General features: G+C 65.4%; 12 protein-coding genes. 10 read left to right on the top strand and 2 right to left on the bottom strand.

What is annotated here, in order from left to right; all coding sequences use genetic code 11:
- Together B3873_RS05275 and B3873_RS05270 are read left to right on the top strand one after the other, a co-directional pair.
- A partial coding sequence (locus tag B3873_RS05275; RefSeq protein WP_286864441.1) for an MFS transporter occupies positions 1 to 555 on the top strand: 555 nt, incomplete at its 5' end.
- 22 nt (positions 556 to 577) lie between these two features.
- Positions 578 to 1,243: an aspartate/glutamate racemase family protein gene (locus B3873_RS05270; protein WP_286864439.1), complete on the top strand. Its 666-nt coding sequence runs from the start codon at positions 578 to 580 to the stop codon at positions 1,241 to 1,243.
- Between the two features lie 156 nt (positions 1,244 to 1,399).
- Here the strand turns inward: B3873_RS05270 and B3873_RS05265 are convergent, their stop codons facing one another.
- Positions 1,400 to 2,242, bottom strand: a complete 843-nt coding sequence (locus B3873_RS05265) for an aldo/keto reductase (protein WP_204726203.1) — start codon at positions 2,240 to 2,242, stop codon at positions 1,400 to 1,402.
- Positions 2,243 to 2,433: 191 nt separating this feature from the next.
- Between B3873_RS05265 and B3873_RS05260 the strand changes: the two genes are divergently transcribed.
- From B3873_RS05260 to B3873_RS05245, 4 genes are all read left to right on the top strand, one after another.
- Positions 2,434 to 4,707, top strand: coding sequence for a CHASE2 domain-containing protein (locus tag B3873_RS05260; protein WP_286864438.1), 2,274 nt, complete (start codon positions 2,434 to 2,436; stop codon positions 4,705 to 4,707).
- Positions 4,708 to 5,250: 543 nt separating this feature from the next.
- Positions 5,251 to 6,942 (top strand): ShlB/FhaC/HecB family hemolysin secretion/activation protein, encoded by a 1,692-nt coding sequence (locus B3873_RS05255; protein WP_286864436.1) that lies wholly within the window; start codon positions 5,251 to 5,253, stop codon positions 6,940 to 6,942.
- A gap of 1 nt (position 6,943) precedes the next feature.
- Positions 6,944 to 11,059, top strand: a complete 4,116-nt coding sequence (locus B3873_RS05250; protein ID WP_286864434.1) for a beta strand repeat-containing protein — start codon at positions 6,944 to 6,946, stop codon at positions 11,057 to 11,059.
- 21 nt (positions 11,060 to 11,080) lie between these two features.
- A complete protein-coding gene (locus tag B3873_RS05245; protein ID WP_209533745.1) occupies positions 11,081 to 11,848 on the top strand; it encodes a FecR family protein in 768 nt (255 codons plus the stop codon).
- Between the two features lie 81 nt (positions 11,849 to 11,929).
- Here the strand turns inward: B3873_RS05245 and B3873_RS05240 are convergent, their stop codons facing one another.
- On the bottom strand, positions 11,930 to 12,703 hold the full coding sequence (locus B3873_RS05240; RefSeq protein ID WP_209533744.1) for a 3',5'-cyclic-nucleotide phosphodiesterase: 774 nt from the start codon (positions 12,701 to 12,703) through the stop codon (positions 11,930 to 11,932).
- A gap of 460 nt (positions 12,704 to 13,163) precedes the next feature.
- Between B3873_RS05240 and B3873_RS05235 the strand changes: the two genes are divergently transcribed.
- From B3873_RS05235 to B3873_RS05220, 4 genes are all read left to right on the top strand, one after another.
- Positions 13,164 to 14,831, top strand: coding sequence for an HD-GYP domain-containing protein (locus B3873_RS05235; protein ID WP_039787688.1), 1,668 nt, complete (start codon positions 13,164 to 13,166; stop codon positions 14,829 to 14,831).
- Between the two features lie 108 nt (positions 14,832 to 14,939).
- Positions 14,940 to 16,514, top strand: a complete 1,575-nt coding sequence (locus tag B3873_RS05230) for a hypothetical protein (protein ID WP_286864431.1) — start codon at positions 14,940 to 14,942, stop codon at positions 16,512 to 16,514.
- A gap of 10 nt (positions 16,515 to 16,524) precedes the next feature.
- Positions 16,525 to 18,597, top strand: a complete 2,073-nt coding sequence (locus tag B3873_RS05225) for an ATP-binding protein (protein ID WP_286864430.1) — start codon at positions 16,525 to 16,527, stop codon at positions 18,595 to 18,597.
- The gene (locus B3873_RS05220) at positions 18,594 to 19,334 is read left to right on the top strand and encodes a response regulator (protein WP_121042495.1); all 741 of its coding nucleotides are present in this window, start codon (positions 18,594 to 18,596) and stop codon (positions 19,332 to 19,334) included. The genes B3873_RS05225 and B3873_RS05220 overlap by 4 nt, the downstream gene beginning before the upstream one ends.
- Positions 19,335 to 19,407 lie beyond the last annotated feature (73 nt).

The raw sequence follows: 19,407 nt of genomic DNA, 5'->3' as shown, positions 1-19,407 counted from the left end.
CTCACGCTCATGCCGACCATTCTGGTGAGCCTGGGCTACACCATCTCCAAGAGCCTGCTGTTCACCATGGTCATGCAGAGCGGCAGCCTGCTGGGGGCGATTGCCGCTTCGGTGTTCGGATTCCATCTGCCGCGCAAGCGCGTGCTGACCGCCGGTGCGATCTGCGCCTGCCTGGCGGCGCTGGCCATCGGCTTCCTGGCCAAGAGCATCGTGCTGATCCTGGCGGCGGGTGCAGTGTTCCAGTTCTTCGTGCTGCTGCTCAACACCACCATCTGGATCTTCGCGCCCGAGCTGTATCCGACCCGCGTGCGCGCCTTCGGCACCGCTTTCATCCTCGCCACCGGCACGGCGGCGGGTGCCCTGATGCCGCTGGTGGCCGGTCGCCTGTTCGATGCCTTCGGGCTGGCGGGCGTGTTCGGCATGATCGCCGCCATGTACGGCATCTTCACGGTGGCCATCCGCACCGTGCCCGAGACCTATGGCAAGTCGCCCGATGCACCGTTGGAGGAGACTGCGCCGGAGGCAGTGGTGCCGGGGGTCGTTGCACGCAGTTGATTTCCTTTTTCATGAGTCTGGCATGCCGCATATCCTGTTGATCAATCCCAATTCCTCCCAGGCCACCACCGAGATGATGGTGGCCATTGCCCGCGCCTCGATGCCGTCGGGATACGCCCTCAGCGGCGTGAGCGCGCGGCAGGGGCCGGAGATGATCGTCAATGCCGTGGAACTGGCGGCGGCGGGAGCGGAGGTCGAGCGCAACTGGCGCGAAGGCGGACGGCACAGCGTCGGGTGCATCATCAGCGCCTTTGGCGATCCTGGCATTGAGCGCCTGCGTGCGCTCGATGGCCGGCCCGTCGCCGGGCTGTGTGAAGCGTCGATGCTGGAAGCAGCCGACGGAGGCCGCCGCTTCGGTGTGGCCACCGTCACGCCGGAGCTGGCTGATGTGATTGGTGAAAAAGCGCAGCAGGCGGGTGTCGGTGCGCTCTACACCGGTATCCGCCTGACCGCCGGTGATCCGCGCGCGCTGGCGGCCGATCCGCAGGCACTGGAAGAGGCATTGGCGCAAGCCGTGCGCGCCTGCGTGGAGCGCGATGGTGCCGAGGCGGTGGTGATTGGCGGCGGTCCGTTGGGGCAGGCGGCGATGGCACTGGCGCAGCGGTTTTCGGTGCCGGTGATCGCGCCGATTCCGGCAGCCGTGCGCTACTTGCTAAAGGCCTTGCAAGCCATGGAAGCAGCCGCCTGAATCTTGAAGCCGTTGATTGCGGCATCACCCACCGTTCGTCCTGAGTAGACCCGCGAGGGTCGTATCGAAGGCGTGGCTACGGTAACAAGGCAGGTGCGCCTTCGATACGCCGCGCTGCGGCTACTCAGGTCGAACGGCAGGTTTGGTGCGACATTTTCATAGCATCGCCAGCGGCTGCTTGCGCCGTGGCGGTGGAAAGGCCGCGTCCAGCTCACTGTAGTCATTTTCGTTCAGATGCAGCGCCAGGCAGGCCCGGTTGGCCTCCACGTGGGCGACATCGGCCGCCTTGGGAATGGCGATCACCCCCGGACGCCGCAACACCCATGCCAGCGCCACCTGCGCCGGTGTCACGCCGTGGCGCTGCGCGACCGCCTTCAGGGCCGCCTGCTTGAGGATGCGTCCTTGCTCGATGGGCGAATAGGCCATCACGGCCACGCCGCTTTGTTCGGCCTGCGGCAGCAGGTCATATTCGATTCCCCGGCGCGAGAGGTTGTACAGCACCTGGTTGCACAGCACCTGCTCGCCACCGGGCGCATCGGCCAGCTCGTCCATGTCGTCGGTGTCGAGATTGCTGACGCCCCATCCGCGAATTTTTCCCTGCGCCATCAGGGTCTCCATGCCCGCGATGGTGGCCGACAGCGGATGCGATCCGCGCCAGTGCAGCAGGTAGAGGTCCAGGTGGTCGGTGCCCAGGCGCTTGAGGCTGGCCTCGCAGGCGGCGATGGTGCCGCGCTCGCTGGCGTTGTGCGGCAACACCTTGCTGACCAGATAGACCTGTTCGCGGCGGCCGGCGATGGCTTTGCCGACCACGCGTTCGGACTGGCCATCGGCATACATCTCGGCGGTATCGATCAGCGTCATGCCCAGGTCGATGCCGGCCTGCAGGGCGCGTACCTCGGCGCTGGCGGCCGCGGCGGACTCGCCCATGTTCCAGGTGCCCTGGCCAAGTGCCGGGACTTGCGCGCCATTGCGCAGGGTGATCATTGGAATGGGCTGCATGCGGGACTCCTTCATCGGTAGCGGGAAATCATTAGAACGCATTTTGGGCATCGGTTCATCGCGCCCGGTTTATTTCCTCTATTCATGCAGTCATGCTGTGTGGCAACGTCCGGCGGGGCGCGCCGATTGTGGGCACGGGCAACTGGTGGCATGATCGCAGCCAATCAAAAAGGGAATCGGGGGAAAAGTCCATGTTGCGTCGTTTGCGTACCGCCTTCGCCAAGTACTGGGCGCGCTGGCTGCTGGCGCTGTTGCTGATCGGCCTGGCCGAGGCGGTGGTGGTGGGCCTGCTGCCCAATCGCGTGGTCGAGCGCATGGACCTGTTCTTCTATGACTTGCGCATGCGCGTGGCCAAACCGGCACTGGATCCGCGCATCGTCATCGTCGATATCGACGAGCGCAGCATCAACGAGCTGGGCCGCTGGCCCTGGAGCCGCGACCTGGTGGCCAAGCTGGTGGAGCAGATGACGCAGGCCTACCAGGCGCAGTCGGTCGGTTTCGACGTGGTCTTCGCCGAGCCCGACACCACCTCCGGCTATGGCCGTCTGGAAGACCTGGCGCGCGGACCGTTGAAGGACGTGCCGCAACTGGCACAGCAATTGCGCCTGCTCAAGCCGCAGATGGATTACGACGCACGCCTGGCCGCTGCCCTGCAGGGCCAGCCGGTGGTGATGGGCTATGCCTTCTCCAATGAGGGCGGGGCCGTGATCAAGGGGCAGTTGCCGCCGCCCGCCTTCAGCGTGGCCGCGTTGGGCGGGCGCGATGTGGAGGTGGTACGCTGGCGCGCCTATGGTGCCAACCTGCCGCAGCTGCAAGCGGCAGCGCGTGCCGGCGGCTTCTTCAATCCGGTGCCCGATGATGACGGGCTGATTCGCACGGTTTCGCTGCTGGCGCGGCATGGCGACAACTTCTACGAGTCGCTGGCCCTGGCGACGGCCCGGGTGGCGGTCGATGGCAAGCGCATCAAGCCGGTCTTCCTGACCGGCGCGGATGGACTGCTGGGGAACCAGAAGGAGACCTACGACGCGCTCGCCGCCATCGCCGTGGAAGCGCGTCCGCAGCCGCTGATCATTCCGGTGGAGCGCGGGCTGACCACGCTGGTGACCTATCGCGGGCGTGGCGGTCCGCAGGGCGGTGCCTATCGTTATGTACCGGCAGTGGACGTGATCCGTGGCACCTATCCGCACGACAAGCTGGATGGCCGCATCATGCTGGTCGGGACCACCGTGCCTGGCCTGAACGACCTGCGGGCCACGCCCGTCAGTCCGGTCTATCCCGGGGTGGAGATCCACGCCAACCTGATCGCATCCATCATCGATGATGATTTCAAGACCCGCCCCGATTTCGCGGCGGGCTATGACGGCCTGCAGGTGGCGCTGGCCGGCCTGCTGCTGGGTTTGATGTTGCCCGCGCTGGGGCCGCTGGCCTCGGTGCTGCTGTCGCTGGGGACGGCGGCCGCTTTGGGTGGACTCAACTACTGGCTCTATGACAGCGCCGGCCTGGTGCTGCCGCTGGCGTCGTCGCTGCTGCTGGTGGCGCTGCTGTTCATCAGCAATCTGGCCTGGGGCTACCTGTTCGAATATCGCAACCGCAAGGCCATCGTCAACCTGTTCGGCGAATACGTGGCTCCCGAACTGGTGGCCGAAATGGCGGCCAATCCGGCCAGCTACAACATGGAAGGCGAGATCCGCGAACTGACCGTGATGTTTTCCGACGTGCGCGGGTTCACCACCATCTCCGAAAGCCTGCAGCCCAACGAGCTGCGTGAATACATCAACATGTATCTCACCGCCATGTCCGAAGATATCCGTGGCAATCGCGGCACGCTCGACAAGTACATCGGCGACGCCGTGATGGCCTTCTGGGGCGCGCCCCTGGATGTGCCCGATCACGCCGCCCGCGCGGTGGCCACGGCATTGAAGATGCAGCAGACCACGCTGCTGCTCAACGAGGAATTCACGCGCCGCAACTGGCCGCCGCTGAAGATCGGCATCGGGTTGAACAGCGGCCAGATGCGCGTGGGCGACATGGGCTCGCGCATCCGCAAGGCCTATACGGTGATGGGCGATGCGGTCAATTTGTCCTCGCGCCTGGAGTCGATCACCAAGGTCTACGGGGTGGGGGTGATGGTCGGGGATGCCACGCGCCAGGCCGCGCCGCAGTTCGCCTATCGCGAATTGGACCGGGTGCGGGTGAAGGGCAAGAACGAACCCGTGCCGATCTTCGAACCGCTGGCCATCGAGAGCGAACTCGATGCCGGGCTGCGCGCGGAAGTCGAGCAATGGCATGCGGCGCTGGCGCTGGTGCGCGCGCTGCGCTGGGAGGAGGCGCAGGCTGCCATCGAAGCGCTGCAGGCCGCGCACGCGCGGGGACTTTATGCGCTCTACCTGGAGCGTATTGCGCACTATCGCCAGTCGCCGCCGCCGGCCGATTGGGATGGCGTGACGACCTTCGATACCAAATAAAAAGACCTGGTCAGTCCGCCGCATTTTCCCTGGGGAAATCAGCGCGGTGTGATCGCCGCGTGACGTGTTTTGCACAAACGTTCTCATCCGCTGGCACTTCACGAAAATCTTTGCATGCTGAAACCGCAAATCATTTCCGAGTGGCAATCAAGTGCTGTGCAATCAGCCGCAAACGCCCGCTGGAAGCGGTTTTTCAGCGATTCTTGTCGACGCGGTCAGGACTAGTCAGTATACTTTACAAGCATCAAGAGTGATGTTGCCTGGCAAGGCGGCGTCGCTGCCGGACGCGATTGATCCCTCCTCCAAGAAGTGGAATATCGGTGTCCGGGCGCATCTGCTTCAGGGGTTCCTTTTCGTCTTGTTGTTCGCTTCCGTGGTCCGGGTACCTGCGTGCCGGCCACGCATTGCGTCCGCGCGATCCATGTGCTGACGTCAGTGCAGGCGGCTGGCCGGATGGGAGGGTGGCAGTGACAGCGTGGCTTGCCGCCGCGCTGCGCAACAAGAAAACTGGGAGGGCTCGCCGGGGGGCGGGTCACAGAGACGATGAAACGATGCTTTGGGCATTCTCTGATGGGGATGGCGCTGCTGGGCAGCGCCGTCGCCGCGTGGGCGCAGCCGCAGCCGGCACCACAGGCTTCAGCCGTGGCGGCGGGCAGCGCGCCAGTCCGCAACGACGAACGATTCGACATCACGCGCTTCGCGGTGGAGGGCAACACCTTGCTGACCCAGGCCAGGGTCGACGAAGCGGTCACGCCTTTCCGCGGCCCCGGCCGCGTCTATGGCGACATCCAGCAGGCGCTGGAAGCCCTGGAGAACGCCTATCGCAGTGCCGGGTATACCGCCGTGCAGGTCAGCGTGCCGGAGCAGGAGCTGACCGGCGGCGTAGTGCGCCTGCAGGTGGTCGAGACGGTGGTGGGCAAGGTGGTGGTGAGCGACAACCGCCATTTCAGCGAGCAGAACATCCGCGCCAGCATTCCGCAACTGGTGGAGGGCAGTGCCCCCAACCTGCGGCGCATTTCCGAATCGGTGCAACTGGCCAACGACAACCCGGCCAAGCAGGTCAACGTCACGCTCACCGCCTCCGAATCCACCAACCAGATCGATGCGGCCATCACGGTCAAGGATGACAATCCCCTGCGCGTGATGCTCAACGTCGACAACAGCGGCAACCGGGATACCGGGCAATGGCGTACCGGGGTGGCCGTGCAGCACTCCAACCTGTTCAACCGCGACCATGTGGCCACGGTGGCCTACACCACCTCGCCCGACAGTCCCTCGGGCGCCAAGGTCGACCTGTATTCGCTGGGTTATCGTCTGCCCATGTATGGGCTGGGCGACAGCCTCGATTTCATCTACGGCAAATCCAACGTCACCTCGGGCCAGACCCTGGCCGTCAACTCCACGCTCAACATCACCGGCCGCGGCGAAATCTACGCGCTGCGCTGGAACCACTACTTTGCCCGCAGCGGCGAGTGGAGCAGCAAGCTGGTCTTCGGTGCCGACTACAAGAAGGTCGATTCCAGCTGCAACATCAATGGCGGCCTGCTCAGTGGCGCTTCGCTCAATACCTGCCTGCCGTATTCCACATTGCCGCTGTCGGTGAGCTACAGCGCCCAGCAACAGGGCGTGGGACAGGTGCTGGACTACAACCTTGGCATCGCCCGCAACATGGCCACCGGCGAGGCGCGCCGCAACGACGCGCTGCAGGTGACGGACCGTTATTCGCTTTTCACCGGTTCGCGCCAGTCGATGGACAATTTCATCATCGTGCGGGGCGGTGCAAGCTGGTTCAAGGTCTTCCAGAATGACTGGCAGGTACGCCTGGCCAGCAGCTTGCAGGTCTCTCCCCATGCGCTGCCGCCGGTGGAACAGTTCGGTCTGGCCGGGGCCAATACCGTGCGCGGCTTCACCGAGCGCGCGGTGGCCGCCGACAGCGGTGCGGTGGTCAATGCCGAACTGTATACCCCGGATCTGCTGGTCAAGAGCGAGGCGCGCGGCAACCTGCGTCTGCTGGGTTTTTTCGATGCCGCGCGCGGTGCCAACAACAACGTGACCGCGGCGTCGACGGTGCCGTCGACGCTCACGCTGGCCAGCTTCGGCGCCGGGCTGCGCTATACGCTGGGACGTGACTTCAGCTTGCGCCTGGATGTGGCGCGGGTTCTGCTCAACGGCAATTCCGTCACCGAACAGCGGGGCGATCTCAACGCCCACCTGAGTGCCATCCTGGGGTTCTGACATGACATCACCATCCACTCCCGCACCAGCCCCGGTTCCGCCGGCCATCGAACTGCTGCCGCCCTCGATCACGGTACGCGTCGGCAAGCGCCGCCTGACGCTTTCCTGGCGCGCGCGCAAGCCCTTGCCGCTGCTGCTGTCGCGTCTGTTGCAGCGTGCGTGGAAGCGGGCGCTCGCGCCCGGGTTGCGGCTGTCGCTGGCCGCCGCCGCCGTGTGTGGCGCGTGGCAGGCCCCGGCGCTGGCCGCCGCGCCTGCGCCCGGTACCTTGCCCACCGGCTGGAGCGTGGCCAATGGCAATCTCAGCTTCAGCCAGAACGGCAACACGCTCAACATCAACCAGTTGTCGCCGCAGGCCATTGCCCGCTTCGCCTCGTTCAGCATCGGTGCAGATGCGGCGGTCAACGTGGCCCAGCCGAGTTCGTCCGCCGCCTTGCTGGCCAAGGTAACCGGTGCCGACATCTCGCAGATCTACGGCAAGCTCTCGGCCAATGGCACGGTGGTGCTGTACAACCCCAATGGCGTGGTGATCGGCCCCGGCGGTACGGTGGATGCCGCCCGCTTCATCGCGACCTCCCTGGCCATCAGCGACAACGACTTCCTGGCCGGCCGTCTCAATTTCATCAAGGACGGCAATGCCGGCCTGGTGGACAACCAGGGCAAGATCAGTTCGGCCACCGGCGGCAGCGTCTACCTGATTGGCGGCAGCGTGTCCAACAGCGGCATCATCACCAGCCCGCAGGGCGAGGTCATCCTCGCAGCCGGCCAGACCGTGACGCTGGCCGATACCGCCACCCCGGGCGTGACCGTGAACGTGACCGGCAGTGCCGGCAACGTCACCAACCTCGGCACCATCACCGCCGAAGCCGGGCGCATCGGCGTGGCGGCGGGCCTCATCACGAATGGCGGGGTCATCAATGCCTCCAGCGTGGTACGCGAGGGCGGACGCATCTTCCTGCGCGCCTCGGGCAACCTGACCACCACGGCCAGTTCCAGCATCAGTGCCGATGGCACCAAGGGCGGCAATGTCACGCTGTATGCCGCCAATGCCGCCTTCATCGATGGCGATGTGTCGGCGCTGGGCGCGCCAGGGCAGGGTGGATTTGTGGATACCTCCGGGCTGAAACGGCTGGATGTGGTGAAGGTGCCGAAGGTCGGGACGGGCGGGACCTGGCTCATCGATCCGCATGATCTGGAGGTGGTGCCCAACACCACAACGAACGTCAGCTTCGATGGCTGTTCGTCCTACGCGGTCACCTCCACCGATAGTGGCGCGACGATTTCGGCGGCGACCATTTCCAATCAGCTCAGCAATGGTGTCAGCGTCAGCCTGACCACCGGCGATAGCGATGGCGTGGGCGGCAACATCACCGTCTCCGCCAACATCACCAAGAGCGGCGGCGCGGACAGCACACTGACGCTCAACTCCGCCAACAACATCAGCATCCGGGCCAACATCATCAGCGAGAGCGGACGGCTTGGGCTGACCCTCAACAGCGGCTATGTGCAGTCATCGCAAGAGAGTTTCTCGGAAGCCCGCATCATGGACGCGATCAAGCCGCGCAATCTGAGTACCATCGACAATGGCGCGCGGATCGTGCTCAATGGTGGCTCGCTGACGGTGACCGATGATTCCGGTAACGGGGATCTGCTCATCAACAATGGCACGGTCAACCTTGGCAGCGGCAACCTCTACGCCGCAGCAGTGCGCGTCAACAGCGCCGGAACGCTCACGCTCAACGGCGGCGGGGGCAATATCAGTTCGCTCACCAACAACGGTACCGTCAGTGTCGCCTCCAACGGTGAGGGCAGATTGTGGGTCGGTAGCGATGGCATCACCAACAACGGTACGCTCAACATCAGCGGTCGCGTCAACTCCAGTGGTGATGTGACCAACAATGCCAATGCCACGCTGGTACTCAATGGTGACGCTGCCGTGTTGAACGTCACCGGCAATGCCAGTGTGAGCAACTATGGCACCCTGACGATGGCCGGCGGCAATGTCAGCGCGAGCTACATCCGCAACGAGGCCAACGGGACCATGTCGGGCAATGGTACGTTGTCGGTCAGTGGGTCGTTTACCAATGACGGTATCCTCGCACCGGGTGGCGACGGGACAGTGGGGCGTCTGGCTTTGCGGGCAACCGGCGACCCCAGCGATGCCAGCTTCAGCCAGGGCGATACCGGAAAAATGCTGATCGATATCGCAGGTGCCAGCGACGGCAGTTATGACGTGATCGAATTGACCGGATTCTCTTCGACCAGGCTGGACGGCAGCCTCAAGACTCGTCTGCTGGGCGGCTACTCACCCGCTGGCGAAGTGAGCATCAATGCCATCAACATCAGCGGTACTTCGTCACCGACTGGCTACTTCCGCTCCGTGACCGGGGATATCGTCACGGCGGGCGGACAGGAGAAAATGTTCAAGGCGGTCTACGGTGACAACGGCCTGGCGAACCTCTCCCTGCGCGGTGCCGAGACCTTCACTTATCAGCAGTACGGCTATTCGGAAGGTGGCTGGGAGGACCGCCACAACTGGGTCAGCAACGCGACCGTGGGCAACGTGTCCACCTACATGCCGACCCAGATCGATACCGTGGTGATCTCGGGCAACCAGACCGTGAGACATGACAGTGTTGACGATACCATCGCCAATCTGCAGATCGCCGCGGGTTCCCAGCTCAACCAGCGCGGCGGTACGCTGACGGTACGCAACAGCACCAGCAACAACGGGACGATCAGCGTCAACCGCATGAGTGGCTCGAACAACAGCATCGCTGCCCTGGTGCTCAATGGCACCACCAGCGGAAACGGCACGCTCAATATCGGCAGCACGGACTTCATCAACGGCGAGACGGTCCTGCTCAACGGAACAGTCACCTTGGCCAATGCCGCCCAGTCCAACATGACGGCGGAGCTGGTCGCCGGCAACCTGACCCTGGGCGGCGATGTCCGCCTGTCCAATCTGACCGTGTCCAACGGCACCGTGACCGGCAACGTCGGCTCGCGCCTGGTCGTGGCTGATGCCTTCAGCCAGACCGGCGGCAACCTGACCCTGGCTGATGCCGCGCTGTCGCAGGCTACCGGCTCGCTGGCCATCGGCAACATCACCGCCAACAATCTGGTGCTGCAGGCTGCCAATGGCAACCTTACCCAGAGCACCGGCACCTCGATGCGGGTGAAGTCGCAATTGATCGCCTCGGCCAGCAGCGGCATCACCTTCAACAACAGCGGCAACCAGATTGCCGGCTTTGCCGCCAACAACAGCGGCACTGGTGACATCACGTTGAAGAACGCGCTCAACACCAGCGATGCCAGCGCGGTCAGCATCAACGGTGTGACCACCACGCGCGGCAACATCAGCATCGACAACACGGGCGGTGTGGTCACTTCGGCCATCGGCACCCGCGCCAGCTTCCTCGGCAGCCTGCCCAGCAATGCCAATGGCACGGCCATCAGTACCGACAGCAAGCTGGCCACCTTGGGGATCAACAGCACCGGCCAGCTCAAGAGCAGCAACGGTTCGGTCAGCGTGGTCACGCACAGCCCGCTGACCATCGGTTCGGGGGGCGTCAGCGCCACCGGAACCATTACCCTGACCGCCAGCGCCTCGTCGGGCAGCAACGACACGCTGACGGTCAATGGCGTGCTGGTTTCCACTGGCGGCAACATCACGCTGTCGGCGGGCGATTCGATGACCATCAACGCCAATATCTCCACCTCGCCGCCGGGCGTGGCGCTGCTGTCGGTGGATTCCGGCCAGGTGATCGGTTACGCCCAGGGCGTCACCATCGTCGACGCCAACGGGACGCGCACGCCGGTAGCGGCCAGCTCCAGCAGTTCCAGTTCCAGTTCCAGTTCCAACTCCAGCAGTACCAGCAGCAGCGCGTCCAACAGCCAGACCGCGCTGGCCGTGCAGCAGCAACAGAACCAGCAGAGCCGTGACCTGCAGGCCAGCCTGAACAACGCCCAGCTCACCGATACCGTGCCCGCCACCAGCGGCAATGTCGTACAGCAGACCGGCACCGCCACCCAGACCGTGGGCGGTACGACGGACCACTTTGGCGACGAAGGCGATGACCGCAAGCAGGCCAAGAAGCCGCTGCCGATGTGTACCTGATAACCGGATGATGTGATCTTCATGAATTCCTTCAAGCAAACTCCGCCGGCCTCGGTCCGGCGTCCCCTGGCCGGGTTGGCCCTGGCGCTGCTGCTTCTGCTGGCGGTGGCATCTGCCTTCGCCCAGTCGCAGCCGGTGGTCGGCCAGGTCACCCATCTGTCGGGTGTGCTCAGCGTGCGCCATGCGGACGGTGCACGCGTGGTGCTGTCGGTGAAGTCGGCGATCCTGCAAGGCGATACGCTCATCACCGAGCGCGAGACCTATGCCCGCGTCAAGTTCGTCGACAACGGCGAGATCGTGCTGCGGCCGGGTTCCGAGGTGGCGGTGAGCAAATACCTCTATGACGAGAAGGAACCCAAGAATGATGCCGTGGCCATCGGCCTGGTCAAGGGCGGGCTGCGGGCGGTGACCGGGCTGGTCGGCAAGCGCAATCATGATGCCGTCAATTTCGATACGCCCACGGCCACCATCGGCATCCGCGGCACCCACTTCGGTGCCCTGTACTGCCAGGACGATTGCGCCGGCGTGCCGACCCCGAGCGGGCAGCCGCCGGCCAATGGCCTGCATGTGGATGTGGTGACCGGGGCCATCCAGGTCACCAACCCGAGCGGATCGCAACTCTACAGCGCCGGCCAGTTCGGCTTCGTCCCCTCGATCTCGCAGCCGCCGGTGATCGTGCCGCCGGCACAGGGCGTGACAGTGACGATGCCGCCGGCCATCAGCAGCAATGGCAACACCGGGACGCAGAAGATCGGCGCGGCCAAGCTGGATGCCTGCGTGACCCAGTAAGGCGGGAGCGGCTGGCGGTAGATCAAGAGAAAAGGCACCGGCTCTGGAGCGCGGTGCCTTTGTCGTTGAGGGCGGGATGGATCAGAAGTCGAGCACGGTGCCCGTGGCCAGCATGCGCGGCTGGTGCGCGCTGTTGCCGGCCTTGATCTCGGCGGCGATCTCGTCCAGCTGCCCGGGTTTGGCGTGCGTGACCAGCACCTCGGGCCGGCCTTGCAGCTGTTGCAGTTCTTCCAGCAGCAGGCTGGGGCACAGGTGCTTGGACAGCAGCGCCAGTTCACGGTCGCGATTGGCGAACGCGGCCTCGATGATGAGGTAGCGCAATTGTCCGATGCGATTGAGCGCTTCCCACAGCGGCGGGCAGAGACAGGTATCGCCGCTGAAGGCCAGTGACGACCCGCTCACATGATTGCGCAGCTGGTAGCCGACCGCCGGCACCGTGTGCGCCGCAGGCAGCGGCGTGATGCTGCGCTGGCCCAGTTGCACCGGCTGGCCAGGCTCGACCGTGGCAAAGCGCAGGAAGGGTTGCTCGGGGGTTGGGATGACGCTGAAGTCGGGCCAGATATGCCAGTTGAAGATGTGCTTGCGGATGATCTCCATGGTCGCGGCCGTCGCGTGCATGGTCAGCGGCGTGCTGCGCATGTCGCCCACGCTGTCGATCATCAGCGGCAGGCAGGCGATGTGATCCAGGTGCGCATGGGTGATGAAGACGTGATCGATCTGCGCCAGCCGCGTCAGCGGCAGGTCGCCTACGCCAGTACCGGCGTCGATCAGGATGTCGTCATCGATGAGCAGGGAGGTGGTGCGCATGCCATTGCCACCGATGCCCCCACTGCAGCCCAGGATTTCTACACGCATTGTGATTGCCGCTCATAGAGTTGTGGGTTCCGGCCCTGCCGCACGGGTTGAGAGGGAACCTTGTTGTCGCCCGGAAACCCCTTTCCGGACTGGCTTTTCGGACGATGTGGCAAATTATGCAACATAGGTGGATGGTAAGGGATACGGGTCATCAGCGCAATCGGGAGATCCCTGACTGCGGTCGCGGCCACGGGGTGTCGGTTGCGGTCGCCGGCAAGCGCAGAATTGGCGGCCAAATCCCCTCAAGCTCGCTGCAAGACGGCGTGCGCTGCCGGTCTAGAATCGCGATGATGCCGAAAAAGCATCCGCCAGAAGTGCGTCGGCATTGCCCTTGCGCAATGATCGCGCCGTGTCCGTCCGCCAACGCTTCAGGGAGTCGCATGTTGCCAGCAGTCCACCCAGCAGCCCACACCTGCCAGACCGTCCAGTGCCTGCACTGCGGCGGACGGGAGAGGGCGGCATGAACGTCCCGGCCAGCATGCATGATCTCGCCCCCACGACCGGCGAGCACCGCGACATTGCCTATCGCCTGGAACGGCTGACCGAGCTGTGTCGCGAGCTGGGCAGCCAGCGCGACATTCCGCTGTTGCTGGAGCGCATCCTGCTCACCGCTCGCGACATCACGCGCGCCGATGGCGGCACGCTGTACCGCACCACCGACCATGGCGACGCGCTGCGCTTCGACATCTCCGTCAACCAGACCCTCAAGATGCACCAGGGCGGCAGCAGTGGCCGGGCCGTCTCGATTCCCGATATCGCCCTGACGCTCCCCGATGGCCAGCCCAACCTGGCGGCGGTCGCCGCCTATGCGGCCAACACCCGGGAGTCGGTCAACATTCCCGATGTCTACCAGGCCAGCGGCTTCAACTTCAACGGCATGCGCCTGTTCGACGAGAAGTATGGCTACCGCTCGAAGTCCATCCTGACCGTGCCGATGCAGGATCACGAGGGGGAACTGGTGGGGGTGTTGCAGCTCATCAATGCCATCGATCCCGACAGTGGCGTGCCGGTCCCCTTCTCGGAGACCGACCAGCGCTTCATCGAGGCCCTGGCCTCGCAGGCCGCCATGGCGATGACCAACCAGCAGTTGATCGCGCGCCTGGAGAACTTGTTCGAAAGCCTGATCAAGCTGATCAACATCGGCATCGGCGAAAAGTCGCCGCACACCGGCCGCCACTGCGAGCAGGTACCGCAACTGGCCATGATGCTGGCCGAGGCCGCGCACAACACCACCGAAGGCCCGCTGGCCGATTTCCGCATGACCGACGCCGATCGTCGCGAACTGTGGCTGGCAGCGCTGCTGCACGACTGCGGCAAGATCGGCACGCCCAGCCACATCGTGGAAAAAGCCACCAAGCTGGAAACCATCTTCGATCGCATCCACCTGATCGATACCCGATTCGAAGTGCTCAAGCGCGATGCCCAGATCCGCGTGCTGCAGGAGAAGCTGGCGCTGGGTGCCGCGCTCACGCCGGAGCGTTCCGCCGAGCTGGACGCCGGCCTGCAGGCCGAGTTTCTGCAGATGGAGGATGAGCGCGCCTTCCTGCGCAGGATCAACTACGGCAACGAAGGCATGCGCGCCGAAGACCAGCAGCGCGTGCTGGATATCGCCGAACGCAGCTGGCGCGGTCCCGACGGCCAGATCCGCAAGCTGCTCGATGAGGAAGAGGCCGGCAACCTGCGCATCCGTGCGGGGACGCTCAACGATGCCGAACGCGCCATCATCAACAACCACATCGTCATCACCATCAAGATGCTGGAGTCCCTGCCGTGGCCCAAGCAACTGGCCCGCGTCACTGAATTTGCCGGTGGCCACCACGAGCGCATGGATGGCAAGGGCTATCCCAAGGGACTGACGCGCGAGCAGATGTCGGTGCAGGCGCGCATCATGGCGGTGGCCGACATCTTCGAAGCCGTGACCGCCGCTGACCGTCCCTACAAGCGCGGCAATACCCTCAACGAGGCGGTCGATATCCTGGCCGGCTTCAAGGCGCGCAATCACATCGATCCGGATATCTTCGACCTGTTCGTGCGCGAACGCATCTACGAAAAGTATGCCGAGCAATTCATGCATCCCAGCCAGATCGACCCGGTCGACCTGTCGCGTATCCCCGGCCATGGCGGGTGAAGGCGCGACGGCATCGCCAAGCTGGGTTATGCTGTTGGCTTCATAAAGTCTCCCTTCATTGAAGACGCTGTGCGCACTGCGCGGCAGCGCATCGAGGAAAAGCATCACGTGTCCCAGGCAGTAACCCGATCGTCCGTTCCTTCCAGCCCGCCCGCCAGTTTCCTGCGCCGTCATTGGCGCGGCGATTATTCGCTGGGCCGTTCCTACTGGCTGCATACCGTCCTCCTGACTTCGCTGGTGCCGGCGCTGGCCATCTCGGTACTGGCGCGGCTGACCAATGACATGCCGGCGCGCTACGGCATGGCCGGCGTGCTGGGTATCGCCGCCTTCAGCTACCTGGCCTGGACCTGGGGCGTGTGGGGCTGCTGGCGCTCGGCCAGCAAGCACGTGGCACGCGGCGGACGGCGCTGGGCCGAGGTGGTGGTCAAGTTCCTCATCGTGTGCGGTGCCATCAGCATGGTCACCAGTACCTGGCGGGCCGCGCATTCCGTGCGCGAACAGCTCGAGATCGCCCTGGGCAAACAGCTCGGGCCACCGGTGGTGTACCAGGTGCGGGTGGATGGCAAGTCGGTCCTGCTGCAAGGGGGGATGAACGACGGCGCGGCCGATGGGCTGGATGCCATCCTGCAGCAGCATCCTGGCGTGCAGACGGTGGTCCTGTATTCGGCCGGTGGCTGGGTGCGCGAAGGCAAGCTGGTGGGCGAGGTGATCCGCCGCCGCCGGCTCAATACCTATGTCGAGCAGGAGTGTTCTTCCTCCTGCACGCTGGCCTTCCTGGCGGGACGTGACCGCGCGATGGATCCGCGTGCGCACATCGGTTTCCATACGCTCTATACGGTCGGCGGCGATGATCGCATCAACAAGAGCTTCGACCGCAAGCTGACCTTCGATACCTACGGCAAGCTGGGTCTGCCGCATGACTTCATCGAACGCATTGCCGATACCCCGGCGGCGCAGAGCTGGTATCCGGAGCTGGGCCAGCTGCTGCAGGCAGGTGTTCTGACGCGTCTGGCACCGGGCGGCGAGACCGCGCAACTGGCCACCATCGCCACCTCGCGCGACGTGCTGGAGGCGGAATTCAAGAAGGGGGCGCTGTTCGACATCATGGCCCGTTACCACCCCGCCGACTTTGCCCGCACCATCGACCTGGCCTGGGCCAAGGTACAGGCGCACGCGTCGGACGCCGAGATCCTGGCCGTAGGCCGCGAGCAGGTCGGCCTGTTGAGCCGGCGGCTGCTGCCGATTGCCTCTGATGCGTCACTGGCCGAATTCCAGCAATTGCTGCTGGACGAAGCCGTGGCCTTGCGCGGCATCAGCGCGGCGGCCTGCACCGAGCTGATCTATCCGCGTTCGCGCGCGGAGGCGGCGGCCGGGCGCGAGGCGCCGCAAGCGGCCTTGCCGCAGGAATTCGCCAATCGCGAACAGGTGATGACGCAGCGCCTGCTGCGTGACGCCGATCCGGCCAATGCCGGCCGCTACAGCCTGGCCGAGCGCACCCGCGTGATGCGCAAGGCACTCGCGCCGCTGACCCAGGAACAACTGAAATTGCTGTCTTCGCCCCTGCGCCGCCAGGCTGACCCGGACGCTACCTGCGACGCCTCCATTGCCTATCTGCGCGCAGTCATGCAGTTGCCGGCGGAGGAACGGCGGGTGGTCCTGCGCGTGCTCTACTCACGCAGCTGACACGTTCCTCATGGCCGATCTCCCAAGCTCCCGCCCCGCCTTCGCCGACAGTCTGCGCACGCTGTTGGCAGCGCTGGCGTGCGGCGTGGGCTATGCCTTGCTGGCCAGTCCCGCTGCCCATCTGCAGGACAGCACTACGCTGGCACCCATCGCCGCGCCGGCACCGGCGCTGATGATCGCACTGCTGTGGCGCAAGCCGGCGCGCGACTGGTTCCCTTATCTGCTGGCGGTGTTCGTGGCGATGATGGTGGTCGGCGATCGCGACAGCCTGCCGTGGCAGGTCGATGCCGGCTTTGCGCTGCTCAACGTGGTGCAGATTGTGGCCTGTGTGCTGCTGGGGTGGCGCTTCGTCAGCCGCGACGGACAATTCGACGGGCTGGTCAGGCTGGGCCGTTTCCTGCTGCTGTTGCCGCTGGTGGCGGTGGCCGTGGTGGCCGCGCTGGGTGCCACGCTGGCTGCCGATGTGATGCCGGGCGGCTGGTGGGCCGAATGGCGCACGCTGTTGGTGGGGCATGGGCTGGCGATCCTGGTGTTGACGCCAGCCTGGCTGACGTGGTCAGACGGTGCGTGGCGCACGCTGTTCCATGACCGCATTACGCTGCTGGGCGCGCTGGCGGTGAGCGGCGTGCTGCTGGCGTGCGCGGGCTTGGGCTGGTCGGGCGAGGTGCAGCGCGTGCTGCTCTCGCTGGCGCTGGCCGGTGCCGCGCTGTATGGCGGTTTGCGCAGCGCCACCCTGGCGACCAGCCTGGCAGCCGTGATGGCGGTGCTGTTCACGCTTTACGATATCGGTCCTTACACCCAAGAGGGACTGGACAGCACCTGGAACCTGCAGGTCGACCTGGCCGGCCTGGCGATGCTGACTTTCTTCATCGCCGTTGCCATGCGTGAACGGCAGGTCCTGGCCGCCCGCATGGAACAGATGCGCCGCTTCGAAGCGCTGGGGATGATGGCCGGCGGCATCGCCCATGATTTCAACAATGTGCTGGGCGCGGCCGGCGGCTATGCGGAACTGGCCCAGGAGCAGCTCGATGCCGACGCGCCCGCCCAGCGCCCATTGAGCGAAGTTCTGGCGGCCGTGCGTCGTGGCCGCGATCTGACCGAGCAGATCCTGCTGGCCGGTCGCCGTGGCGATCGTCAGCGCAGCCTGCTTGATGTACGCGATCCGGTGGCCGAGGCCGTCATGCTGGCCCGTCCGCTGTGTCCAGCGGGCGTGGTGATTGCCTACCAGCCGCCGCCACAACCGCTGGCCGTGCAGGGCCATGCGGGACAACTGGCGCGCCTGGCGCTGAACCTGATCCGCAATGCCAGCCAGGCGGCGCGCAGCCAGGTGGTAGTCAGTCTGCATGCCGGAGCCACGCCGCCGCAAGCGCCGCTGGCCGGTGAGCTGCCGCAGCCGCAGGCGGTCTGGCTGGAAGTGACGGACGATGGTGCCGGCATCGCCCCGGAACATCTGGCACGTCTGTTCGAGCCCTTCTTCAGCACCCGCAGCGGGGGCGGTGGCAAGGGTAGCGGCACCGGTCTGGGGCTGGCCATCGTGGCCGGCATCGCCATTGAACATGAAGGTGGCGTGGCGGTCAGCAGCACCCCGTCGGGGACGCGCTTTCGCCTGCTGTTGCCGCTGCCGGCACAGGAGCTGCCGCTGGCAGTACCTGAGCGCGTCGTACCGTCTGCTGCGCCGGGCGCGGCCGGCGCGAGTGCCTGTGGACAAGGCGAATGCGTCTTCGTCATCGATGACGATGCGCCCCAGCGCGCACTGTGCGCGCAGTGGCTCGCCAGCCTGGGCTACAGCCCCATGGTGTTCGGCGACCCGCAGCAGGCGCTGGCGGAATTGACGCTGGAGCCGCTGGCCGTGGATCTCGTCATCACCGATCTGGACATGCCGCAGATGCAGGGCGATGCGCTCATCGCCGCCATGCGCACGCTGCGTGCCGACCTGCCCGTGCTACTGTGTTCCGGCCAGCCGCGAGCGGCCACCCTGGCGGCGGCGCTGGCAGCGCGATCGCTGGCCAAGCCGTATGATCTTCCTGCCCTGCGGCGAGCGGTCCTGCACGCCCTGGGCGCATCCGAACGAGGTTCTCCATGAGCATCACGCCCCCGCCGCGCATCTTGGTCGTCGATGATGACCAGGCCATGCGTCAATTGCTGGTCGACTACCTGAGCGGCCACGGACTGATCGTGGACAGCGCCGCCACTGGTGCCCAGGCGCAGGCTGCCGTGCAGGCCACGCAGTACGACATGGTGCTGCTCGACCTCGGTCTGCCCGATGTCGATGGCGCCGAACTGGCGCGCGGCTGGCGGGCTGCGGGTGGCTTGTCCATCATCTGCGTGACCGGCCGCAATGAGGAGGCCGACATGGTCATGGGCCTGGAACTGGGCGCGGATGACTACATCACCAAGCCCTTCTCGCCGCGCGAAGTGCTGGCACGCATGCGCGCGGTGCTGCGGCGCGCCGCGGCGCAGGCTGCGCCGGCCGCTCCTGTGACGCGCGGCCGGCATCCGCGGGCCTATCGCTTTGCCGGCTGGGAGCTCAACCTCAATACGCGCCGGCTGACTGCGCCGGATCAGCGCCAGGTCAGCCTGACCAATGCCGAATTCAGCCTGCTGGTGGCGTTCCTGGGCGCTCCGGGCCGCATCATTTCGCGCGAACACTTGCTGGAAAGCACGCGCGCCTTCGACGAAGTCTATGACCGCGCCATCGATGTGCAGATCCTGCGCCTGCGCCGCAAGCTCGAAGCCGACCCCAAGCATCCGACCCTGCTGCGTACCGAGCGCGGGGCCGGCTATCTTCTGGATACCGAGATCGAGGTGATCTGGAGCTAGGGCCTGTTCACATTAAATCTGCGAGATGCGTTGCCCCCAGAAGGCGTGGTGGCAAGGCGCGCGTCAGGGCTGG

The organism is Herbaspirillum sp. UBA812, from assembly GCF_002296545.1.
In the GTDB taxonomy this organism is placed as follows: Bacteria; Pseudomonadota; Gammaproteobacteria; order Burkholderiales; family Burkholderiaceae_D; genus Herbaspirillum; species Herbaspirillum huttiense.
This window is presented reverse-complemented; position numbering and strand designations above follow the sequence as displayed.

Bases quoted from the DNA above. Each gene is read 5' to 3' on its own strand.
- B3873_RS05270 (WP_286864439.1), top strand. From the start codon at position 578: ATGCCGCATATCCTGTTGATCAATCCCAATTCCTCCCAGGCCACCACC.
- B3873_RS05265 (WP_204726203.1), bottom strand. From the start codon at position 2,242: ATGCAGCCCATTCCAATGATCACCCTGCGCAATGGCGCGCAAGTCCCG.
- B3873_RS05260 (WP_286864438.1), top strand. From the start codon at position 2,434: ATGTTGCGTCGTTTGCGTACCGCCTTCGCCAAGTACTGGGCGCGCTGG.
- B3873_RS05255 (WP_286864436.1), top strand. From the start codon at position 5,251: ATGAAACGATGCTTTGGGCATTCTCTGATGGGGATGGCGCTGCTGGGC.
- B3873_RS05250 (WP_286864434.1), top strand. From the start codon at position 6,944: ATGACATCACCATCCACTCCCGCACCAGCCCCGGTTCCGCCGGCCATC.
- B3873_RS05245 (WP_209533745.1), top strand. From the start codon at position 11,081: ATGAATTCCTTCAAGCAAACTCCGCCGGCCTCGGTCCGGCGTCCCCTG.
- B3873_RS05240 (WP_209533744.1), bottom strand. From the start codon at position 12,703: ATGCGTGTAGAAATCCTGGGCTGCAGTGGGGGCATCGGTGGCAATGGC.
- B3873_RS05235 (WP_039787688.1), top strand. From the start codon at position 13,164: ATGAACGTCCCGGCCAGCATGCATGATCTCGCCCCCACGACCGGCGAG.
- B3873_RS05225 (WP_286864430.1), top strand. From the start codon at position 16,525: ATGGCCGATCTCCCAAGCTCCCGCCCCGCCTTCGCCGACAGTCTGCGC.
- B3873_RS05220 (WP_121042495.1), top strand. From the start codon at position 18,594: ATGAGCATCACGCCCCCGCCGCGCATCTTGGTCGTCGATGATGACCAG.